The sequence below is a fragment of the Streptomyces sp. VNUA24 genome, from assembly GCF_029167005.1.
Lineage (GTDB): Bacteria > Actinomycetota > Actinomycetes > Streptomycetales > Streptomycetaceae > Streptomyces > Streptomyces scabiei.
Genome location: NZ_CP119143.1, coordinates 2904684 through 2920487, shown reverse-complemented (window position 1 = coordinate 2920487; position 15804 = coordinate 2904684). Strand labels below are relative to the sequence as shown.

The window sequence follows — 15804 nt, the reverse complement described above, 5'->3', positions numbered from 1 at the left end:
GGCTACGGCAGGGGGATCAGGTTGCCGTCCAGCTCCCTGAAGAACGAGCCGTTGTCGTGGCCCCCCACCTTGTACTTCTTGAGCCAGTGCTTCGAGTAGTCGTGGATGGCCTCGGCAGCGGTCTCCCAGACCAGGGAGTGGCCCGAACCCTCGAAACAGAACATCAGCTTCTTCGGTCCCGCGATGGCCTTGTAGAGGGCGGGCACGGAGAAGTTCAGGTTGTCGGGCATCGGCGTGGGGCTGTTGGCCGTCCGGTCGTTCGCCCCGTAGAGGATGAGCACGGGAACGCGACCGCCGAGTATGTACTTGTTCTCGCGCATCAGTGGCACGGTGTGGTTGTTCCAGCCCCACCAGTACGTGTTCCGGTACCGCAGTACTCCTGCGGGCTCGCCGTTCACGATGGGGCCCCACTTGCTGCCTTCGTGGTCGTCGCGCATGCACGCTTCCCAGGCCAGCTCGTCGATTCCGGGCTCCCACAGACCGGCGGGGCCGCTCAGTGCGGCCTGGAACCCCCTCTTGCTCGTGACATGCATCGGGAATCCGGGCAGGGGCAGCGTCTGGGCTCCTTGCGGACGCCCGAAGGGCTGGTCGGCCTTCTCGGACCACGGTCCCTTGGGCGGGAACATCGGCGCCAGCAGGAAGAGGCTCCTGACGTCATCGGGGTACTGGAGGGCGTACGGGCCCATCACGAACGCGGCCGCCGACCAGCCCACGAAGTGGATCGGCTTGTCCGCCTCGGGAAGTTTCCTGATGAACTTGACGACCGTCTTCACCTCTGCCCATTCGCTCTCCGAGTTGCCCAGCTGGAAGGCGTACGGGGGCGGCGGAGTGCACGGTTCCGACAGGGGATTGGGGACGAGGACCGATGCCTGTTGTGCGGGGTTGGTGTTGCACGGTACGTCCATTTCCGGCCGGGGCGACCGTCCGGAGCCCTGCAGGTCCATGATGAAGACGTCATAACCGGCCTTCGCCAGTTCCTGTGCCCAGCTGTACCGGATCGGGTTCTCTCCGGGCGCCGGTGCGAGGTCGAAGCCCGGCAGTGCCGGCACGCTCCTGCCGTGCAGCATCAGTACCGGCTCGCGGTCGTTCCCGTGGGTGGCTTTGTACTCCCGGACGGGCAGTTCCACTTCGACGCCTTCGTTCGCCGGGATCTGAGACCTGTGCTTGATCCTGTGCTCTATGAGGTCGTATGTGGACATACTTTCCTCCCAGATGTGGATGCGGTGGCTGTTGTGCACCCCCCCTTTCCACCGTCCCCCTCTTCCTCACCCCCAGCAACCCGACCCCCACGCCATGTAGTTGACCCGTCAAGGTCACACCTCCGACGCCCTTGAACCCGAAACGGGTGTGGCCCGAGCCGTGAAGGCTCGGGCCACACCCGTGGAAGCGAAAAGCGGGGTCAGGGCAGCTGTGCCGCGCGGGCCTCGCGTCGGTTGTCGCGGAAGTTGTTCACCCGTCGTGCCGTGGCGAAGAGGGGGATCACCGCGCCCATGACGAGCTGCAGGGCGCAGCCGGTCTGGAGGAGCAGCTGGCCGCCGGGGGCGTCGAAGGCCCAGGCCAGCAGCAGGCCCATCGACAGGACGATCCAGGAGAGCATCGCCACCGCGAGGGGACCCCGCGGCTTCGGGTACTCGACCCGGCTCACCATCAGCCACGCCGTGCCGATGATCGCCATGAGGGTCGCCTCGAAGGGCAGCTCCAGGAGCACGATCGACACCACGGTCAGCGCGCCGAACGGCGACGGCATGCCCTGGAAGGTGCCGTCCTTCACCGTCACGCAGGAGAATCTCGCGAGCCTCAGCACCACGGCCAGCAGCACGACGATCGCGCCCACCGCCGCCACCCGCTGGTGCGCGTCGTTCGCGACCATGCCGTAGACGAGGACGAAGTACGCCGGCGCCAGGCCGAAGCTGATCAGGTCGGAGAGGTTGTCCAGCTCCGCGCCCATCGGCGAGGAGCGGAGCTTGCGCGCCACCAGCCCGTCGAAGAGGTCGAAGATCGCCGCGCACAGCATCAGGATCACGGCGGTGGCCGCGCTGTGGCGGGCCATGCCCGTCTCCTGGCTGCCGGTGAGGTGCGGGATCAGGATGCCGGTGGTGGTGAAGTACACCGCCATGAAGCCGCACGTGGCGTTGCCCAGGGTGAGGGTGTCCGCTATCGACAGACGGAGCGACAGCGGCATCTCCTCCGCGTCGTCCTCCACGTCGACCTCGGGCACCCAGCCCGCCCCGGTCTGGCCGGGTTGGGTCTCAGGATCAGTCACGGTCAATGCGAGTCACTCCAGCCACGGTCTTCTGCCCCACCTCGACGTCGATCTCCACACCCTCGGGCAGGTAGATGTCCACCCGTGAGCCGAAGCGGATCAGCCCGATCCGGTCACCCTGCTCGACCTTGGTGCCCTCGGGGATGTACGGGACGATACGGCGAGCCACGGCGCCGGCGATCTGGATCATCTCGATGTCACCGAGTTCGGTGTCGAAGTGCCAGACGACGCGCTCGTTGTTCTCGCTCTCCTTGTTGAACGCCGGCACGAACCCGCCCGGGATGTGCTCGACCGACGTCACCGTGCCGGACAGCGGCGCCCGGTTGACGTGGACGTTGAGCGGGCTCATGAAGATCGCGACGCGGGTGCGGCCGTCCTTCCACGGCATGATGCTCTGCACCACTCCGTCGGCGGGCGAGATGACCCGGCCCTGGGCGATCTCACGCTCGGGGTCGCGGAAGAACCACAGCATGCCCGCCGCCAGCGCGGTGGCGGGTACGGCCACGGCCCGTGCGGCACCGGAGCGGCGCGAACGGGCGAGGCTGAGTGCTGCGGTGGCGACGGTCGGGAGAAGCCACGGCGATGCTCCGCGCGCGAGCCGTACTCCAGCAAGGCTGTCACGAGGTGCAGAGGTTTGGCTGTGGGGCATGGATGACCTTCGTAGCGGATGATGCCGCGCGGTGACTGGGGACGGCGGCTTTCCGGGGATGGTACCGGTCGCGGACCGCAACTGGGCAAGCCAGGAAGCCGAGTCGACGGCCGAAGAGTGCTTACGGGGTGTGATCTTCTTCTCGAAGAAAACACCCGCAAGCGGACAACCGGCACTCGACCAGCCCTTGACTAACCCTGGAACCGATACTCCTCGAGCAGTCGACGACCGATGATCATTTTCTGGATTTCTGCGGTGCCTTCACCGATCAGCAGCATCGGAGCCTCACGGTAGAGGCGCTCGATCTCGTACTCCTTGGAGAAGCCGTAGCCGCCGTGGATCCGGAAAGCGTCCTCCACGACTTCCTTGCAGTATTCGGAGGCGAGATACTTCGCCATCCCTGCTTCGAGGTCGTTTCGTTCTCCCGAGTCCTTTTTGCGCGCTGCGTTCACCATCATCGCATGGGCGGCCTCGACCTTGGTAGCCATCTCGGCCAGCTTGAACTGGATCGCCTGGTGCTGGGCGATCTGCTTGCCGAAGGTGTGGCGCTGCTGGGCGTAGGAGACCCCCAGTTCGAACGCACGCTGAGCGACACCGCAGCCACGTGCGGCCACATTCACCCGGCCCACCTCGACGCCGTCCATCATTTGGTAAAACCCTCGGCCGGTGGTGCCGCCCAGGACACGATTGGCCGGAATGCGCAGTCCGTCCATGATGAGTTCGGTCGTGTCGACGCCCTTGTAACCCATCTTGTCGATCTTCCCGGGAATGGTGAGGCCGGGGCGGACCTCTCCGAAGCCGGGCTCCTTCTCCACCAGGAAGGTCGTCATCGACTTGTGGGGGGCGGTCCCCTCCGGGTGTCCTTCGTCACTTCGGACGAGAACGGCGACCAGGGTTGACGTTCCGCCGTTCGTCAGCCACATCTTCTGACCGTTCAGGACGTACTCGTCGCCGTCCCTGACCGCCTTGGACGTGATCGCCGACACATCGGAGCCGAGGGCGGGCTCCGACATCGAGAACGCGCCCCGGATGTCGCCGGCCGCCATCCTCGGCAGGAAGTGGTCCTTCTGCTCCTGCGTGCCGTGCTGCTTCAGCATGTACGCGACGATGAAGTGCGTGTTGATGATGCCGGACACGGACATCCAGCCGCGGGCGATCTCCTCCACGCACAGCGCGTAGGTGAGGAGGGACTCGCCCAGACCGCCGTACTCCTCGGGGATCATCAGGCCGAACAGGCCCAGCTCCTTGAGCCCGTCGACGATCTGCTGCGGGTACTCGTCCCGGTGCTCCAGCTCGGTCGCGACCGGGATGATCTCCTTGTCCACGAAGTCACGGACGGTGGACAGGATCTCCTGCTGGACGTCCGTGAGGCCGTGGGTCTGGGCGAGTCGTGCCATGGCTACTTCTCCTGCTCCCTGAGCTCGGGGCGGCCCGGCTGTTCGCCGCCGCGCTCCTTGATGTAGGTCTCGGTGGGCACCATGACCTTGCGACGGAACACACAGACCAGCGTGCCGTCCTGCTTGTAGCCCTTGGTCTCCACGTACACGATGCCGCGGTCGTTCCTGGACTTGGACGGCCACTTGTCCAGCACGGTCGTCTGGCCGTAGACCGTGTCGCCGTGGAAGGTCGGCGCCACGTGCTTCAGCGACTCGATCTCCAGGTTGGCGATGGCCTTGCCGGAGACGTCCGGCACGGACATGCCCAGCAGCAGCGAGTAGATGTAGTTCCCGACCACGACGTTCTTGCCGAAGTCCGTCGTCTTCTCGGCGTAGTTCACGTCCATGTGGAGCGGGTGGTGGTTCATGGTGAGGAGACAGAAGAGGTGGTCGTCGTACTCCGTGACCGTCTTCCCGGGCCAGTGCTTGTAGACCGCCCCGACCTCGAACTCCTCGTAGGTGCGTCCGAACTGCATCGCGCTCAGCCCTCCGGGATCTCGAACTTGGACGTCCGGGTCATCCCCGCGGCCCGCCCCTTGCCGGAGATCACCAGCGCCATCTTGCGGCTGGCCTCGTCGATCATCTCGTCGCCGAGCATCGCCGAGCCCTTCTTGCCGCCGGCCTCGGACGTGCACCAGTCGTAGGCGTCGAGGATCAGCTCGGCGTGGTCGAAGTCCTCCTGCGAGGGCGAGAAGATCTCGTTGGACGCCTCGACCTGGCCGGGGTGCAGCACCCACTTGCCGTCGAAGCCGAGCGCGGCGGCCCGCTGCGCGACCTCGCGGTAGCCGTCGACGTTGCGGATCTGCAGGTAGGGACCGTCGATCGCCTGGAGGTCGTTGGCGCGCGCGGCCATGAGGATCTTCATCAGGATGTAGTGGTACGCGTCCGCCGGGTAGCCGGGCGGCTGCTCACCGACGACCAGCGACTTCATGTTGATCGACGCCATGAAGTCGGCCGGGCCGAAGATGATCGTCTCCACGCGCTGGGAGGCCGTCGCGATCTCGTTGACGTTGTTCAGGCCCTGCGCGTTCTCGATCTGCGCCTCGATGCCGATCCGGCCGACCTCGAAGCCCATCGTCTTCTCGATCTGCGTCAGCAGCAGGTCCAGGGCGACGACCTGCTGGGCCGTCTGCACCTTCGGCAGCATGATGCAGTCGAGGTTCTGGCCGGCGCCCTCGACGACGGTCACGACATCGCGGTACGTCCACTCCGTCGTCCAGTCGTTGACCCGCACGACCCGGGTCTTGCCGGTCCAGTCGCCCTCGTTGAGGAACTTGACGATGGTGTGCCGCGCCTCGGGCTTGGCGAGGGGCGCGCAGGCGTCCTCCAGGTCGAGGAAGACCTGGTCGGCGGGGAGGCCCTGGGCCTTCTCCAGGAAGCGGGGGTTGCTTCCCGGCACCGCGAGGCAGGAGCGCCGCGGGCGAAGGCGGTTCACCTGGGGGACAGGGCTGGTCATGCGGGGACCTCCGTGCTGATGAGGGAGTCGAGCTTGTTGGCCTTGCGGATCTCGTCGACGATACGGCCGATGATCCCGGTGATGTCGAAGTCCTTCGGGGTGAACACGGCGGCCACTCCGGCGGCCCTGAGCTGTGCGGCGTCCGCGTTCGGGATGATCCCCCCGGCGATCACCGGGATGTCGTGGGCGCCCGCCTCCCGCAGCCGGTCCAGCACGTCCGGGACCAGCTGGGCGTGCGAGCCGGAGAGGATGGACAGACCGACGGCGTGCACGTCCTCGGCGAGGGCCGCGTCCACGATCTGCTCCGGGGTGAGCCGGATGCCCTGGTAGACCACCTCGAAGCCGGCGTCACGGGCCCGCACGGCGATCTGCTCGGCCCCGTTGGAGTGCCCGTCCAGACCCGGCTTGCCGACCAGGAAGCGGAGCTTGCCGACGCCCAGGTCGTTCGCCGTCCGCTCCACCGCGCGGCGGACCTCCGACATGGCCGAGCCCTCCTCGGCCGGGACGGCGACCGGCGCCGACGAGACCCCGGTCGGTGCCCGGAACTCCCCGAACACCTCACGCAGCGCCCCGGCCCACTCGCCGGTCGTGACCCCGGCGCGGGCGCACTCCAGGGTGGCCTCCATGAGGTTGTCGGTGCCCTTCGCGGCCTCCTTGAGCCGCTCCAGCGCCTTGCACGGGCGCGGGTGGTTGAAAGGCGGCTGGTAGCGCGTGTCGCGCCAGTTCTGCAGGGACCTGATCACCCGCGCCTCGACGGCCGGGTCGACCGTCTGGATCGCCGCGTCCAGGTCGGCGGTCAGCGGGTTCGGCTCGGTCGACTCGTAGATGTTGACGCCGACGATCTTCTCCTGGCCGGACTCGATCCGGGCCCGGCGCTCGGCGTGCGAGGAGACCAGCTGGGACTTGAGGTAGCCGGACTCGACGGCGGCCATCGCGCCGCCCATCTCCTGGATCCGCTCGATCTCGGCGAAGGACTGCTCGACCAGCTCGGCCACCTTCGCCTCGATGACGTGCGAGCCCTCGAAGATGTCCTCGTACTCCAGCAGATCGCTCTCGTGCGCGAGCACCTGCTGGATCCGCAGCGACCACTGCTGGTCCCAGGGCCGGGGCAGACCCAGGGCCTCGTTCCAGGCCGGCAGCTGCACCGCCCTGGCCCGCGCGTCCTTGGACAGCGTCACGGCCAGCATCTCCAGCACGATCCGCTGGACGTTGTTCTCCGGCTGCGCCTCGGTCAGTCCGAGGGAGTTGACCTGGACGCCGTACCGGAAGCGGCGCTGCTTGGGGTTCTCGATGCCGTACCGCTCGCGGGCGATCCGGTCCCAGATGCGGCCGAACGCCCGCATCTTGCACATCTCCTCGACGAAGCGGACGCCCGCGTTCACGAAGAAGGAGATACGGGCGACGACGTCACCGAACTTCTCGGCCGGGACCTGCCCGGAGTCCCGTACGGCGTCCAGCACGGCGATCGCGGTGGACATCGCGTACGCGATCTCCTGCACCGGCGTGGCCCCGGCCTCCTGCAGGTGGTAGCTGCAGATGTTGATCGGGTTCCACTTCGGTATGTGGGAGACCGTGTACGCGATCATGTCCGTCGTCAGCCGGAGCGAGGGCCCCGGCGGGAACACGTGCGTGCCCCGCGACAGGTATTCCTTGACGATGTCGTTCTGTGTCGTGCCCTGGAGCCGCGTGATGTCCGCGCCCTGCTCCTCGGCGACGACCTGGTAGAGCGCCAGCAGCCACATGGCGGTGGCGTTGATGGTCATCGAGGTGTTCATCTGCTCCAGGGGGATGTCCTGGAACAGCCTGCGCATGTCACCGAGATGGGCCACCGGGACGCCGACCCGGCCGACCTCGCCGCGGGCGAGGATGTGGTCGGAGTCGTAGCCGGTCTGGGTCGGCAGGTCGAAGGCGACCGACAGACCCGTCTGCCCCTTGGCGAGGTTGCGCCGGTACAGCTCGTTGGACGCCTCGGCCGTGGAGTGCCCGGCGTAGGTGCGCATGAGCCACGGCCGGTCCTTGGCTTGCCCGCCCTCGGCGGGCTGACGCTCGCTCATCGTGGACCTCAGATGTTCCGGAAGCGGTTGATGGCGTCGAGGTGCCGGGCGCGCTTGGCGTGGTCGCGCACGCCCAGGCCCTCCTCGGGGGCCAGCGCGAGGACGCCGACCTTGCCCTGGTGGAGGTTGCGGTGCACGTCGTACGCCGCCTGTCCGGTCTCCTCCAGGGAGTAGACCTTCGACAGCGTGGGGTGGATCTTGCCCTTGGCGATGAGGCGGTTGGCCTCCCACGCCTCGCGGTAGTTCGCGAAGTGCGAGCCGATGATCCGCTTCAGCGACATCCACAGGTAGCGGTTGTCGTACTCGTGCATGTAGCCCGAGGTCGAGGCGCAGGTGGTGATGGTGCCGCCCTTGCGGGTGACGAAGACGCTGGCGCCGAAGGTCTCGCGGCCGGGGTGCTCGAAGACGATGTCGATGTCCTCGCCGCCGGTCAGCTCGCGGATGCGCTTGCCGAAGCGCTTCCACTCCTTCGGGTCCTGGGTCTGCTCGTCCTTCCAGAACTTGTAGTCCTCGGCGGTCCGGTCGATGATCGCGTCGGCACCCATCGAGCGGCAGATGTCCGCCTTCTGCTCGCTGGAGACGACACAGATCGGGTTGGCGCCGCCCGCCAGCGCGAACTGGGTGGCGTAGCTGCCGAGGCCGCCGCTGGCGCCCCAGATCAGCACGTTGTCGCCCTGCTTCATGCCGGCGCCGTTGCGGGAGACCAGCTGGCGGTACGCGGTGGAGTTCACCAGGCCCGGGGCGGCGGCCTCCTCCCAGCTGAGGTGGTCGGGCTTCGGCATCAGCTGGTTGGACTTGACGAGCGCGATCTCGGCGAGGCCGCCGAAGTTGGTCTCGAAGCCCCAGATCCGCTGCTCGGGGTCGAGCATCGTGTCGTTGTGACCGTCGGACGACTCCATCTCCACGGAGAGGCAGTGCGCGACGACCTCGTCACCGGGCTTCCAGACGTTGACGCCGGGGCCGGTGCGCAGCACGACGCCCGCGAGGTCGGAACCGATGATGTGGTACGGCAGGTCGTGGCGCTTGGCCAGCTCGTTGGTGCGGCCGTAGCGCTCCAGGAACCCGAAGGTGGACAGCGGCTCGAAGATCGAGGTCCACACGGAGTTGTAGTTGACCGAGGAGGCCATGACGGCCACCAGGGCCTCGCCCGGGCCGAGTTCCGGGACCGGGACCTGGTCGAGGTGGATCGACTTGCGGGGGTCCTTGTCACGGGTGGTGAGCCCCGCGAACATCTCCGTCTCGTCCTTGTGCACGGTGATCGCGCGGTACGACTCGGGGAGCGGCAGGGCGGCGAAGTCGGCGGACGTGGACTCCGGCGACTGGATCGCGTCCAGGATTTCCTTCACGGTGGTGCCTCCGGCGACGAGCGTCCTGAGGGAAGACGCTGCTGAGGGTTACGTCGGGTGCTGAACTGGTGGGCTGGGTGCCGTCGGTCCGGCGGAGGTGGTGCTGTGGCGGCGCTTTGTGGCGCGGAAGGGTGCCTGTGACGCAGGCGTCCGGGCGCGCGGACCGTGGTCTGCGGGGACAGCCGGCGAACGGGAGTTCTCTGCCCGCCGGCCGCCCGGACTCCTTCAACGTATGGCACGCCGTGTCACCCCGCAAGGCACCGAGTGCCAGAAAATTCGCTCAGGTGAAATCTTTACGTAACACCTGAGCGATGATCGATCAGACCGGGGCCTAAAAGGGCCTCTGACATGGCAAAACGGCCACCCCGCAGGGTGGCCGTTCTCACAGTTACCGATGAGTAGATCGTGGTTTCGGACCGGATTCAGCGGTCGCGGAGTGCCTCTTCGATGGTCCGCATGACCTCGTCGAGGGGGGCGTCGGTGCGGGCGACCGTCACCAGGACCTCGCCGTGGGTGGAGGCCGTCGCGGCGGCCGGCTCGGGTGCCAGGGTGCGGCCGGCGCCGATGCCCGTGCCGAACGTCCTGCGCACGATGGCGAAGGCGTGGTCGAGCTGTGTCTCCACGTCGCCCTGCCCGCCGGACCGGAGCCAGCGGCGCAGCACGTGGTTGTGCGCGGTGACGACCGCCGACGCGGCCACCTCGGCGAGCAGCGGATCGTCGTTGCCGGCGTCGTGGTGGGCGTTCTCGTCGAAGTGGCCCAGCAGATAACGGGTGAACAGGCGCTCGTAGCGGGCCACGGAGGCGATCTCCGCCTCCCGCAGGGTGGGCACCTCACGGGTCAGCTTGTAGCGGGCGACCGAGATCTCCGGCCGGGCCGCGTACATCTTCATGACTTCCTTGATGCCGCGGCACACCGTGTCGAGCGGGTGCTCGTGCTGGGGTGCCGCGTTGAGCACCGCCTCGGCCCGGATCAGGGTGTCGTCGTGGTCCGGGAAGATCGCCTCTTCCTTGGAGCGGAAGTGGCGGAAGAACGTGCGGCGGGCGACCCCGGCCGCCGCGGCGATCTCGTCGACGGTGGTCGCCTCGTACCCCTTGGTCGAGAACAGCTCCATGGCCGCGGCCGCCAGTTCCCGGCGCATCTTGAGGCGTTGGGCGGCGGCACGGCTTCCCGCGGCGCTCTCCGGAGCGTCGGGCGCAGCTGGCGTACGTGAGGACTTGGCGGGCTGGGACATGCCCCGAACGTACTGCATCCCCGCAGGGGAGTGCGCGTGTCCGGGCATCCCCCCGCCCAGCTCGGACGGGGGAGCGGCCGGGTCCGCGGAGCGCGGGGCGCGGGACCGGCCGGCCGCGGGGGCGGCGGAACGGGCGTACGGGGGGCGGCTGCCCGGGCCGAGCAGCCCGCCCCAGTCCGTGCCCGCCGGCGCGCGGTCCGCCCGGTCCCACCTCGCGGCCGGGCCCGGCGGGGACACCGGGCCCGGGGTCGCTCCGAGCCCGTCGTCCGCCCGCTCAGCGCTTGGCATATTCGCGGAAGCCGCGGCCCGTCTTGCGGCCGAGGCAGCCCGCGGCCACCAGGTGCTCAAGGAGCGGCGCCGGGGCCAGTCCCGGGTCGCGGAACTCGCGGTGCAGGACCTTCTCGATGGCCAGCGAGACATCCAGCCCGACGACGTCCAGCAGCTCGAACGGGCCCATCGGGTAGCCGCCGCCCAGCCTCATGGCCGCGTCGATGTCGTCCAGCGTCGCGTAGTGCTCCTGGACCATCTTGACCGCGTTGTTCAGGTACGGGAACAGCAGCGCGTTCACGATGAAACCGGCCCGGTCGCCGCAGTCCACCGGGTGCTTGCGGACCTTCGCGCACACCTCGCGGACGGTGGCGTGGACGTCGTCGGCGGTCAGGACGGTACGGACCACCTCGACCAGCTTCATCGCCGGCGCCGGGTTGAAGAAGTGCATCCCGATCACGTCCTGCGGGCGCGAGGTGGCGCGGGCGCAGGCGACGACGGGCAGCGAGGAGGTGGTGGTGGCGAGGATCGCGCCCGGCTTGCAGACCTTGTCGAAGGTCGCGAACAGCTGCCGCTTCACGTCCAGGTCCTCGGCCACGGCCTCCAGCGCCAGATCGACGTCCGCGAAGGCGTCGTAGGAGCCGGCCGGGGTGATCCGGTCCAGGGTCTCGGCGGCGGCCTCGACCGTCATCCGCCCCTTGTCGACGGAGCGCGCCAGGGACTTGCCGATACGGGCCTTCGCGGCCTGCGCCTTCTCCTCGGTGCGGGCCGCCAGCACGACCGCGTACCCGGCCTTCGCGAACACCTCGGCGATCCCGGACGCCATGGTCCCGGAGCCCGCGACACCCACCGAGCGGACGGTGCGCCCGGCGGCCGTCGCGGTCCCGTCCGACGGCGTCAGCGCGTCCGGCACGACGGTGGCCGATCCGGGCGCCTCGTAGGTGTAGAAACCGCGCCCCGACTTGCGGCCGGTCAGACCCGCCTCGCTGAGCTGCCTCAGGATGGGCGCCGGCGCGTGCAGCCGGTCGTGCGAGGCCGCGTACATGGCCTCCAGGACGGTGCGCGCGGTGTCGACGCCGATCATGTCCAGCAGCGCCAGCGGGCCCATCGGCAGACCGCAGCCCAGCCGCATCGCCGCGTCGATGTCCTCGCGGGAGGCGTACCTCGCCTCGTACATCGCGGCGGCCTGGTTGAGGTAGCCGAACAGCAGCCCGTCGGCGACGAATCCGGGCCGGTCGCCGACCGCGACGGGCTCCTTGCCGAGGTCCAGGGCGAGGTCCGTGACCCGGGCGACGGCCTGGGGCGCGGTCAGCACCGAGGAGACGACCTCGACCAGCTTCATCGCCGGCGCCGGGTTGAAGAAGTGCAGCCCGAGCACCCGCTCCGGACGCGCCGACTCGGCCGCCAGCCGCGTCACCGACAGGGCGTTGGTGCCGGTGGCGAGGACGGCGTCGGGGCGGACGATCGCGTCCAGCTCACGGAAGACCTGCTGCTTGATCTCGTACGACTCCGGGACCACCTCGATCACCAGGTCGGCGTCGGCCGCCGCCCGGAGGTCGGTGAAGGTGCGGAAGCGGGCGAGGGCCTCGCCGCGCTCCTGCTCGGTGAGACGCCCGCGGGCCACGGCACGCTCGGTGGCGGCCTCCAGCCCGGCGACGGCTCGGGAGGCCGCGGCCTCGCTGATGTCGATGCCGACGACCTCGCGGCCGGCCCGGGCCAGCACCTCGGCGATACCGGTGCCCATGGTGCCGAGGCCGACCACGGCGATCGTCCGGAACGGGGACTGCGGGGACAGCGACGAGTCGGAAAGGGGAGTGGCCATCGCGGGACTCCAGGATGTGGTGACGACTGAGGGAAACGCCGCGGGTACGCGAAGAGCGCGCGAACGGCGCGTGGCGTGCGGGTGCGGGTGGTGCCGGGCTGATGAACGCACACGCCCGGTGCCGTCGCCGCGGACGTGCACACGCCCGGGGGAACGGCTGAACCGACCGGCCCTGTCCCGAGGCCGAGTCGTACGGATACTCCGGGTACCGAACACTCCGGGTACCGGACCGACTGTGCTCACGACGGCTGCGTCACCAAACCGTCGGGAGCGAACACGAGTGGGTAACTCGCTCGTCTGAGCCTAACCGGTGGGTAACGAGCGCGCCAGCCCCCGTGTTTGTGACGTACGTCCCCCAAGGGCGCCCCGCGCCCGTACGCTCGACGGCATGGACGAGGAGTTGCGATCACTCACGGAGCGTGTGCGGAGCGAGTCGGGCGGCGCGGCGGGATACGAACGGCTCGTCCTGACCGAGAACAGGGACGAACTGGCGGGCGTGCTCGTCGAGCAGGGGCAGCCGCTCTGGGCCCGGGAGCTGGCCGCGTTCCGGCTGGGACTCGCGGGGGACCGCCGGGCCTTCGAGTCCCTCGTCCTCCTGCTCAACCACCGCGATCCGCCGCGCTGCGCCTCCGCGGCCTACGCGCTGGCGCGCCTCGGGGACCCGCGCACCGCGCGCGCGGCGGCCGCCCTCGCCACCAACGAACTCCGGGTCGCCTACGCCCTGCACCCGGTGCGCCTGCTCACCGAACTCCGCGCCCCCGAGTCCGTCCCGGCGCTGATCACCACACTCCGGCGCCGTCTGGGACCGCACGACCCCTACCGCCGGGTGGCGCTCGCGTGCGTGGAGGGGCTGGGCACCCTCGGGGACACCCGCGCCAGGCCCGTACTGAACGAGGCCCTCGCGCACCCGAGGCTCGCGGAGGCGGCGGTGCGGGCGCTGGCGCGCATCCCCGGGCAGCGCTGAGCGCTCAGGTCCCGGCGGCGCCGAGTTCCCGCACGTACCGGACCTCCGGCACCTCGGTCCCGTCGGCCTCGAACGGCTCCTCGGCGCCGTCCGCGGTGAAACCGTGGCGGGCGTAGAAGCGGCGGGCGCGCGCGTTGTCCTTCAGCACCCACAGGAACAGCGAGCGGTGGCCGGCCGCCGCGCAGCGCCCGGCGGACGTGCGCAGCAGCGCGGTGCCCACTCCGGTGCCCAGGTGCCCCGGCCGGGTGTACAGCGCGTACAACTCGGCGTCCCCGGTGCGGACCTCCCCGTCGCGGTAGGGGCCGTACGCCGCCCAGCCGACGATCTCCCCGGCCCGCTCGGCGACCAGGTTCACCACCGGGTTCCCGGCCTTCGCCAGCATCCGGCGGCGCCTCTCGGCGTCCTCCTCCACGTCCATCGCGTCGAGGTACGACCGGGGGACGAGACCGGCGTAGGCGCTGCGCCAGCCGCCCACGCGGATCTCGGCCACGGGGCGGCAGTCGGACGGTGTCATCTCGCGGACGCGCGGGCCCGGGAGGCCGGTGGGGGTGCCGTTCATGGCGGCACCCTAGGCCGGGCGGCCGCGGGAGTCCCGTGGTTTTCCGGGGCCCCCGCGGCCGGGCTCAGCCGCGGAAGCCCAGCAGGCCGTGCAGCGTCGAGCCCCGCGAGGAGGCGGACGCGGCCTTGTTCTTCAGGGGCTTGGGGTCGGCGAGCTTCTTGCAGGTGGCGTCGGTCTGGCCCGGCCCGCGCGGCACCCTGCCGTCGGTCAGATAGGCCGTCAGGTGCTTGTCCAGGCAGGCGTTGCCGCTCAGCGAGATGCCGTGGTTCCCGCCGCCCTCCTCGACGACCAGGCTGGACCCGCGCAGCAACTGGTGGGTGACGGCCCCGCCCTCGTACGGGGTGGCCGCGTCGTCCGTCGCCTGGAAGATCAGGACCGGCGGCAGCGCGGTGTTGGAGACGTCCACGGGCTCCCGGGACGCGGTGGGCCAGAACGCGCAGGGCGCGTTGTACCAGGCGTTGTTCCAGGTCATGAACGGCGCCTTCTCGTACATCGCCCAGTTGTCCTCGCGCCACTCGTTCCAGTCGCGGGTCCAGTGCGCGTCACGGCACTGCACCGAGGCGTAGACGCTGTAGCCGTTGTCGCCGGACGCGTCGACGGCGCCGAAGTTCTCGTACGCCTCGACCAGCGGATCGTCGTTCTTCTTCTTCACGAAGGCCGCGAACGCCTCGGCGAGATAGGGCCAGTAGCCGTTGTAGTAGCCGCCCGGCATGAACGTGTCCTCCAGCTCGGAGGCGCCCACCCGGCCGTCCGCGGGCCGCTCGGCCAGCGCCGCGCGCATCGCGTACCACTTGGCTTCGACCTTCTCCGGGTCGGTGCCGAGCCGGTACGTCCCGTTGTGCCGGGCGATCCAGGCCATCAGTGCCCGGTGGCGGTCGTTGAACGCCAGGTCCTGCCGGAGGTTGCCGTCGTACCAGACCCCCGTGGGGTCCACGACGGAGTCCAGCACCGCGCGCCGTACGCGGTGGGGGAAGAGCTTGGCGTACACGGCGCCCAGGTAGGTGCCGTACGAGTACCCGAAGTAGTTGATCTTCTTGGCGCCCAGGGCCGCGCGGACGAGGTCCATGTCCTTCACCGTGCTGACCGTGTCGATGTACGGCAGCACGTCGGCGTACTTCTTGGCGCACGCCTCGGCGAAGGACCTGGCCCGCGCGAGGTTGGCCCGCTCCGCCTTGGGGGTGCTCGGCACGGAGTCGGGGCGCACCGCGGCGAAGTGGCCCGGACGGCAGTTCAGCGCGGGCTTGCTCGCGCCGACGCCCCGCGGGTCGAAGCCGACGACGTCGTACTGCGCCGCCACCTTCTTCGGCAGCGAGGACGCCACGAAGCCGGCGAGGGTGAGGCCGCTGCCGCCGGGGCCGCCCGGATTGACCAGCAGGGGGCCCTGGTACTTCTTCGCGGTGTGCGGGACGCGGGAGAGGGCGAGGGTGATCTTTCTGCCGTTCGGCTTCCCGTGGTCCAGCGGCACCTTCAGGGAGGCGCACTGGAGCTTCGGGTAGTCGGCGGTGGCGCACTTCTTCCAGGCCGGCTTCGCCGTCGGGGCGGCGGCGGAAGCGCCGCTCGCGCCGGCCGGTACCGCGGTGACCATTCCGGCCAGCACGGCGACGGCACCGCACAGAGCAGCTGTGCGTTTCTTCATCGTCAGGCCTCCCAGGGACGGAGGATTGCGGGCCGTGCACGCCACGGCCTTCGTCGCATCGTCCCGAACCGGGCACCGCGAAGAACGCGTTCGGCCGACACTTGACCCGTTCGGACGGCA

At 69.5% G+C, this 15804-nt stretch carries 13 protein-coding genes; 1 reads left to right on the top strand and 12 read right to left on the bottom strand.

Annotation, left to right across the window (positions count from 1 at the left end):
• Positions 1-2 precede the first annotated feature (2 nt).
• The 10 genes from PYR72_RS12220 to PYR72_RS12175 form a co-directional block, all read right to left on the bottom strand.
• Positions 3-1199: an alpha/beta fold hydrolase gene (locus PYR72_RS12220; RefSeq protein WP_275455355.1), complete on the bottom strand. Its 1197-nt coding sequence runs from the start codon at positions 1197-1199 to the stop codon at positions 3-5.
• Between the two features lie 200 nt (positions 1200-1399).
• Positions 1400-2218, bottom strand: coding sequence for a CDP-diacylglycerol--serine O-phosphatidyltransferase (pssA, locus tag PYR72_RS12215; RefSeq protein WP_275460390.1), 819 nt, complete (start codon positions 2216-2218; stop codon positions 1400-1402).
• Between the two features lie 37 nt (positions 2219-2255).
• Positions 2256-2912: a phosphatidylserine decarboxylase gene (locus PYR72_RS12210; RefSeq protein WP_078531507.1), complete on the bottom strand. Its 657-nt coding sequence runs from the start codon at positions 2910-2912 to the stop codon at positions 2256-2258.
• A gap of 191 nt (positions 2913-3103) precedes the next feature.
• Positions 3104-4309: an acyl-CoA dehydrogenase family protein gene (locus PYR72_RS12205; RefSeq protein WP_059081431.1), complete on the bottom strand. Its 1206-nt coding sequence runs from the start codon at positions 4307-4309 to the stop codon at positions 3104-3106.
• A 2-nt stretch (positions 4310-4311) separates the two neighbouring features.
• A complete protein-coding gene (locus PYR72_RS12200; RefSeq protein WP_275455354.1) occupies positions 4312-4824 on the bottom strand; it encodes a MaoC family dehydratase in 513 nt (170 codons plus the stop codon).
• Between the two features lie 5 nt (positions 4825-4829).
• Entirely contained in the window at positions 4830-5804 is a 975-nt protein-coding gene (locus PYR72_RS12195) for a CoA ester lyase (protein ID WP_275455353.1), read from the bottom strand.
• Positions 5801-7858, bottom strand: coding sequence for a protein meaA (locus PYR72_RS12190; protein ID WP_275455352.1), 2058 nt, complete (start codon positions 7856-7858; stop codon positions 5801-5803). Before PYR72_RS12190 ends, PYR72_RS12195 begins: the two co-directional genes overlap by 4 nt.
• Before the next feature lie 8 nt (positions 7859-7866).
• The gene (gene ccrA / locus PYR72_RS12185; protein WP_275455351.1) at positions 7867-9204 is read right to left on the bottom strand and encodes a crotonyl-CoA carboxylase/reductase; all 1338 of its coding nucleotides are present in this window, start codon (positions 9202-9204) and stop codon (positions 7867-7869) included.
• Between the two features lie 422 nt (positions 9205-9626).
• Entirely contained in the window at positions 9627-10436 is an 810-nt protein-coding gene (locus tag PYR72_RS12180; protein ID WP_275455350.1) for a TetR family transcriptional regulator, read from the bottom strand.
• A gap of 274 nt (positions 10437-10710) precedes the next feature.
• The gene (locus tag PYR72_RS12175) at positions 10711-12525 is read right to left on the bottom strand and encodes a 3-hydroxyacyl-CoA dehydrogenase family protein (protein ID WP_275455349.1); all 1815 of its coding nucleotides are present in this window, start codon (positions 12523-12525) and stop codon (positions 10711-10713) included.
• A 388-nt stretch (positions 12526-12913) separates the two neighbouring features.
• Between PYR72_RS12175 and PYR72_RS12170 the strand changes: the two genes are divergently transcribed.
• Entirely contained in the window at positions 12914-13489 is a 576-nt protein-coding gene (locus PYR72_RS12170) for an adenylosuccinate lyase (protein WP_059082285.1), read from the top strand.
• A 4-nt stretch (positions 13490-13493) separates the two neighbouring features.
• Here PYR72_RS12170 and PYR72_RS12165 read toward each other — a convergent pair whose 3' ends face one another.
• Positions 13494-14048 carry a GNAT family N-acetyltransferase gene (locus PYR72_RS12165; protein ID WP_275455348.1) on the bottom strand — a complete coding sequence of 185 codons (555 nt, stop codon included), beginning with the start codon at positions 14046-14048 and terminating at the stop codon, positions 13494-13496.
• Positions 14049-14112: 64 nt separating this feature from the next.
• Positions 14113-15684, bottom strand: a complete 1572-nt coding sequence (locus PYR72_RS12160; RefSeq protein ID WP_275455347.1) for an alpha/beta fold hydrolase — start codon at positions 15682-15684, stop codon at positions 14113-14115.
• Positions 15685-15804 lie beyond the last annotated feature (120 nt).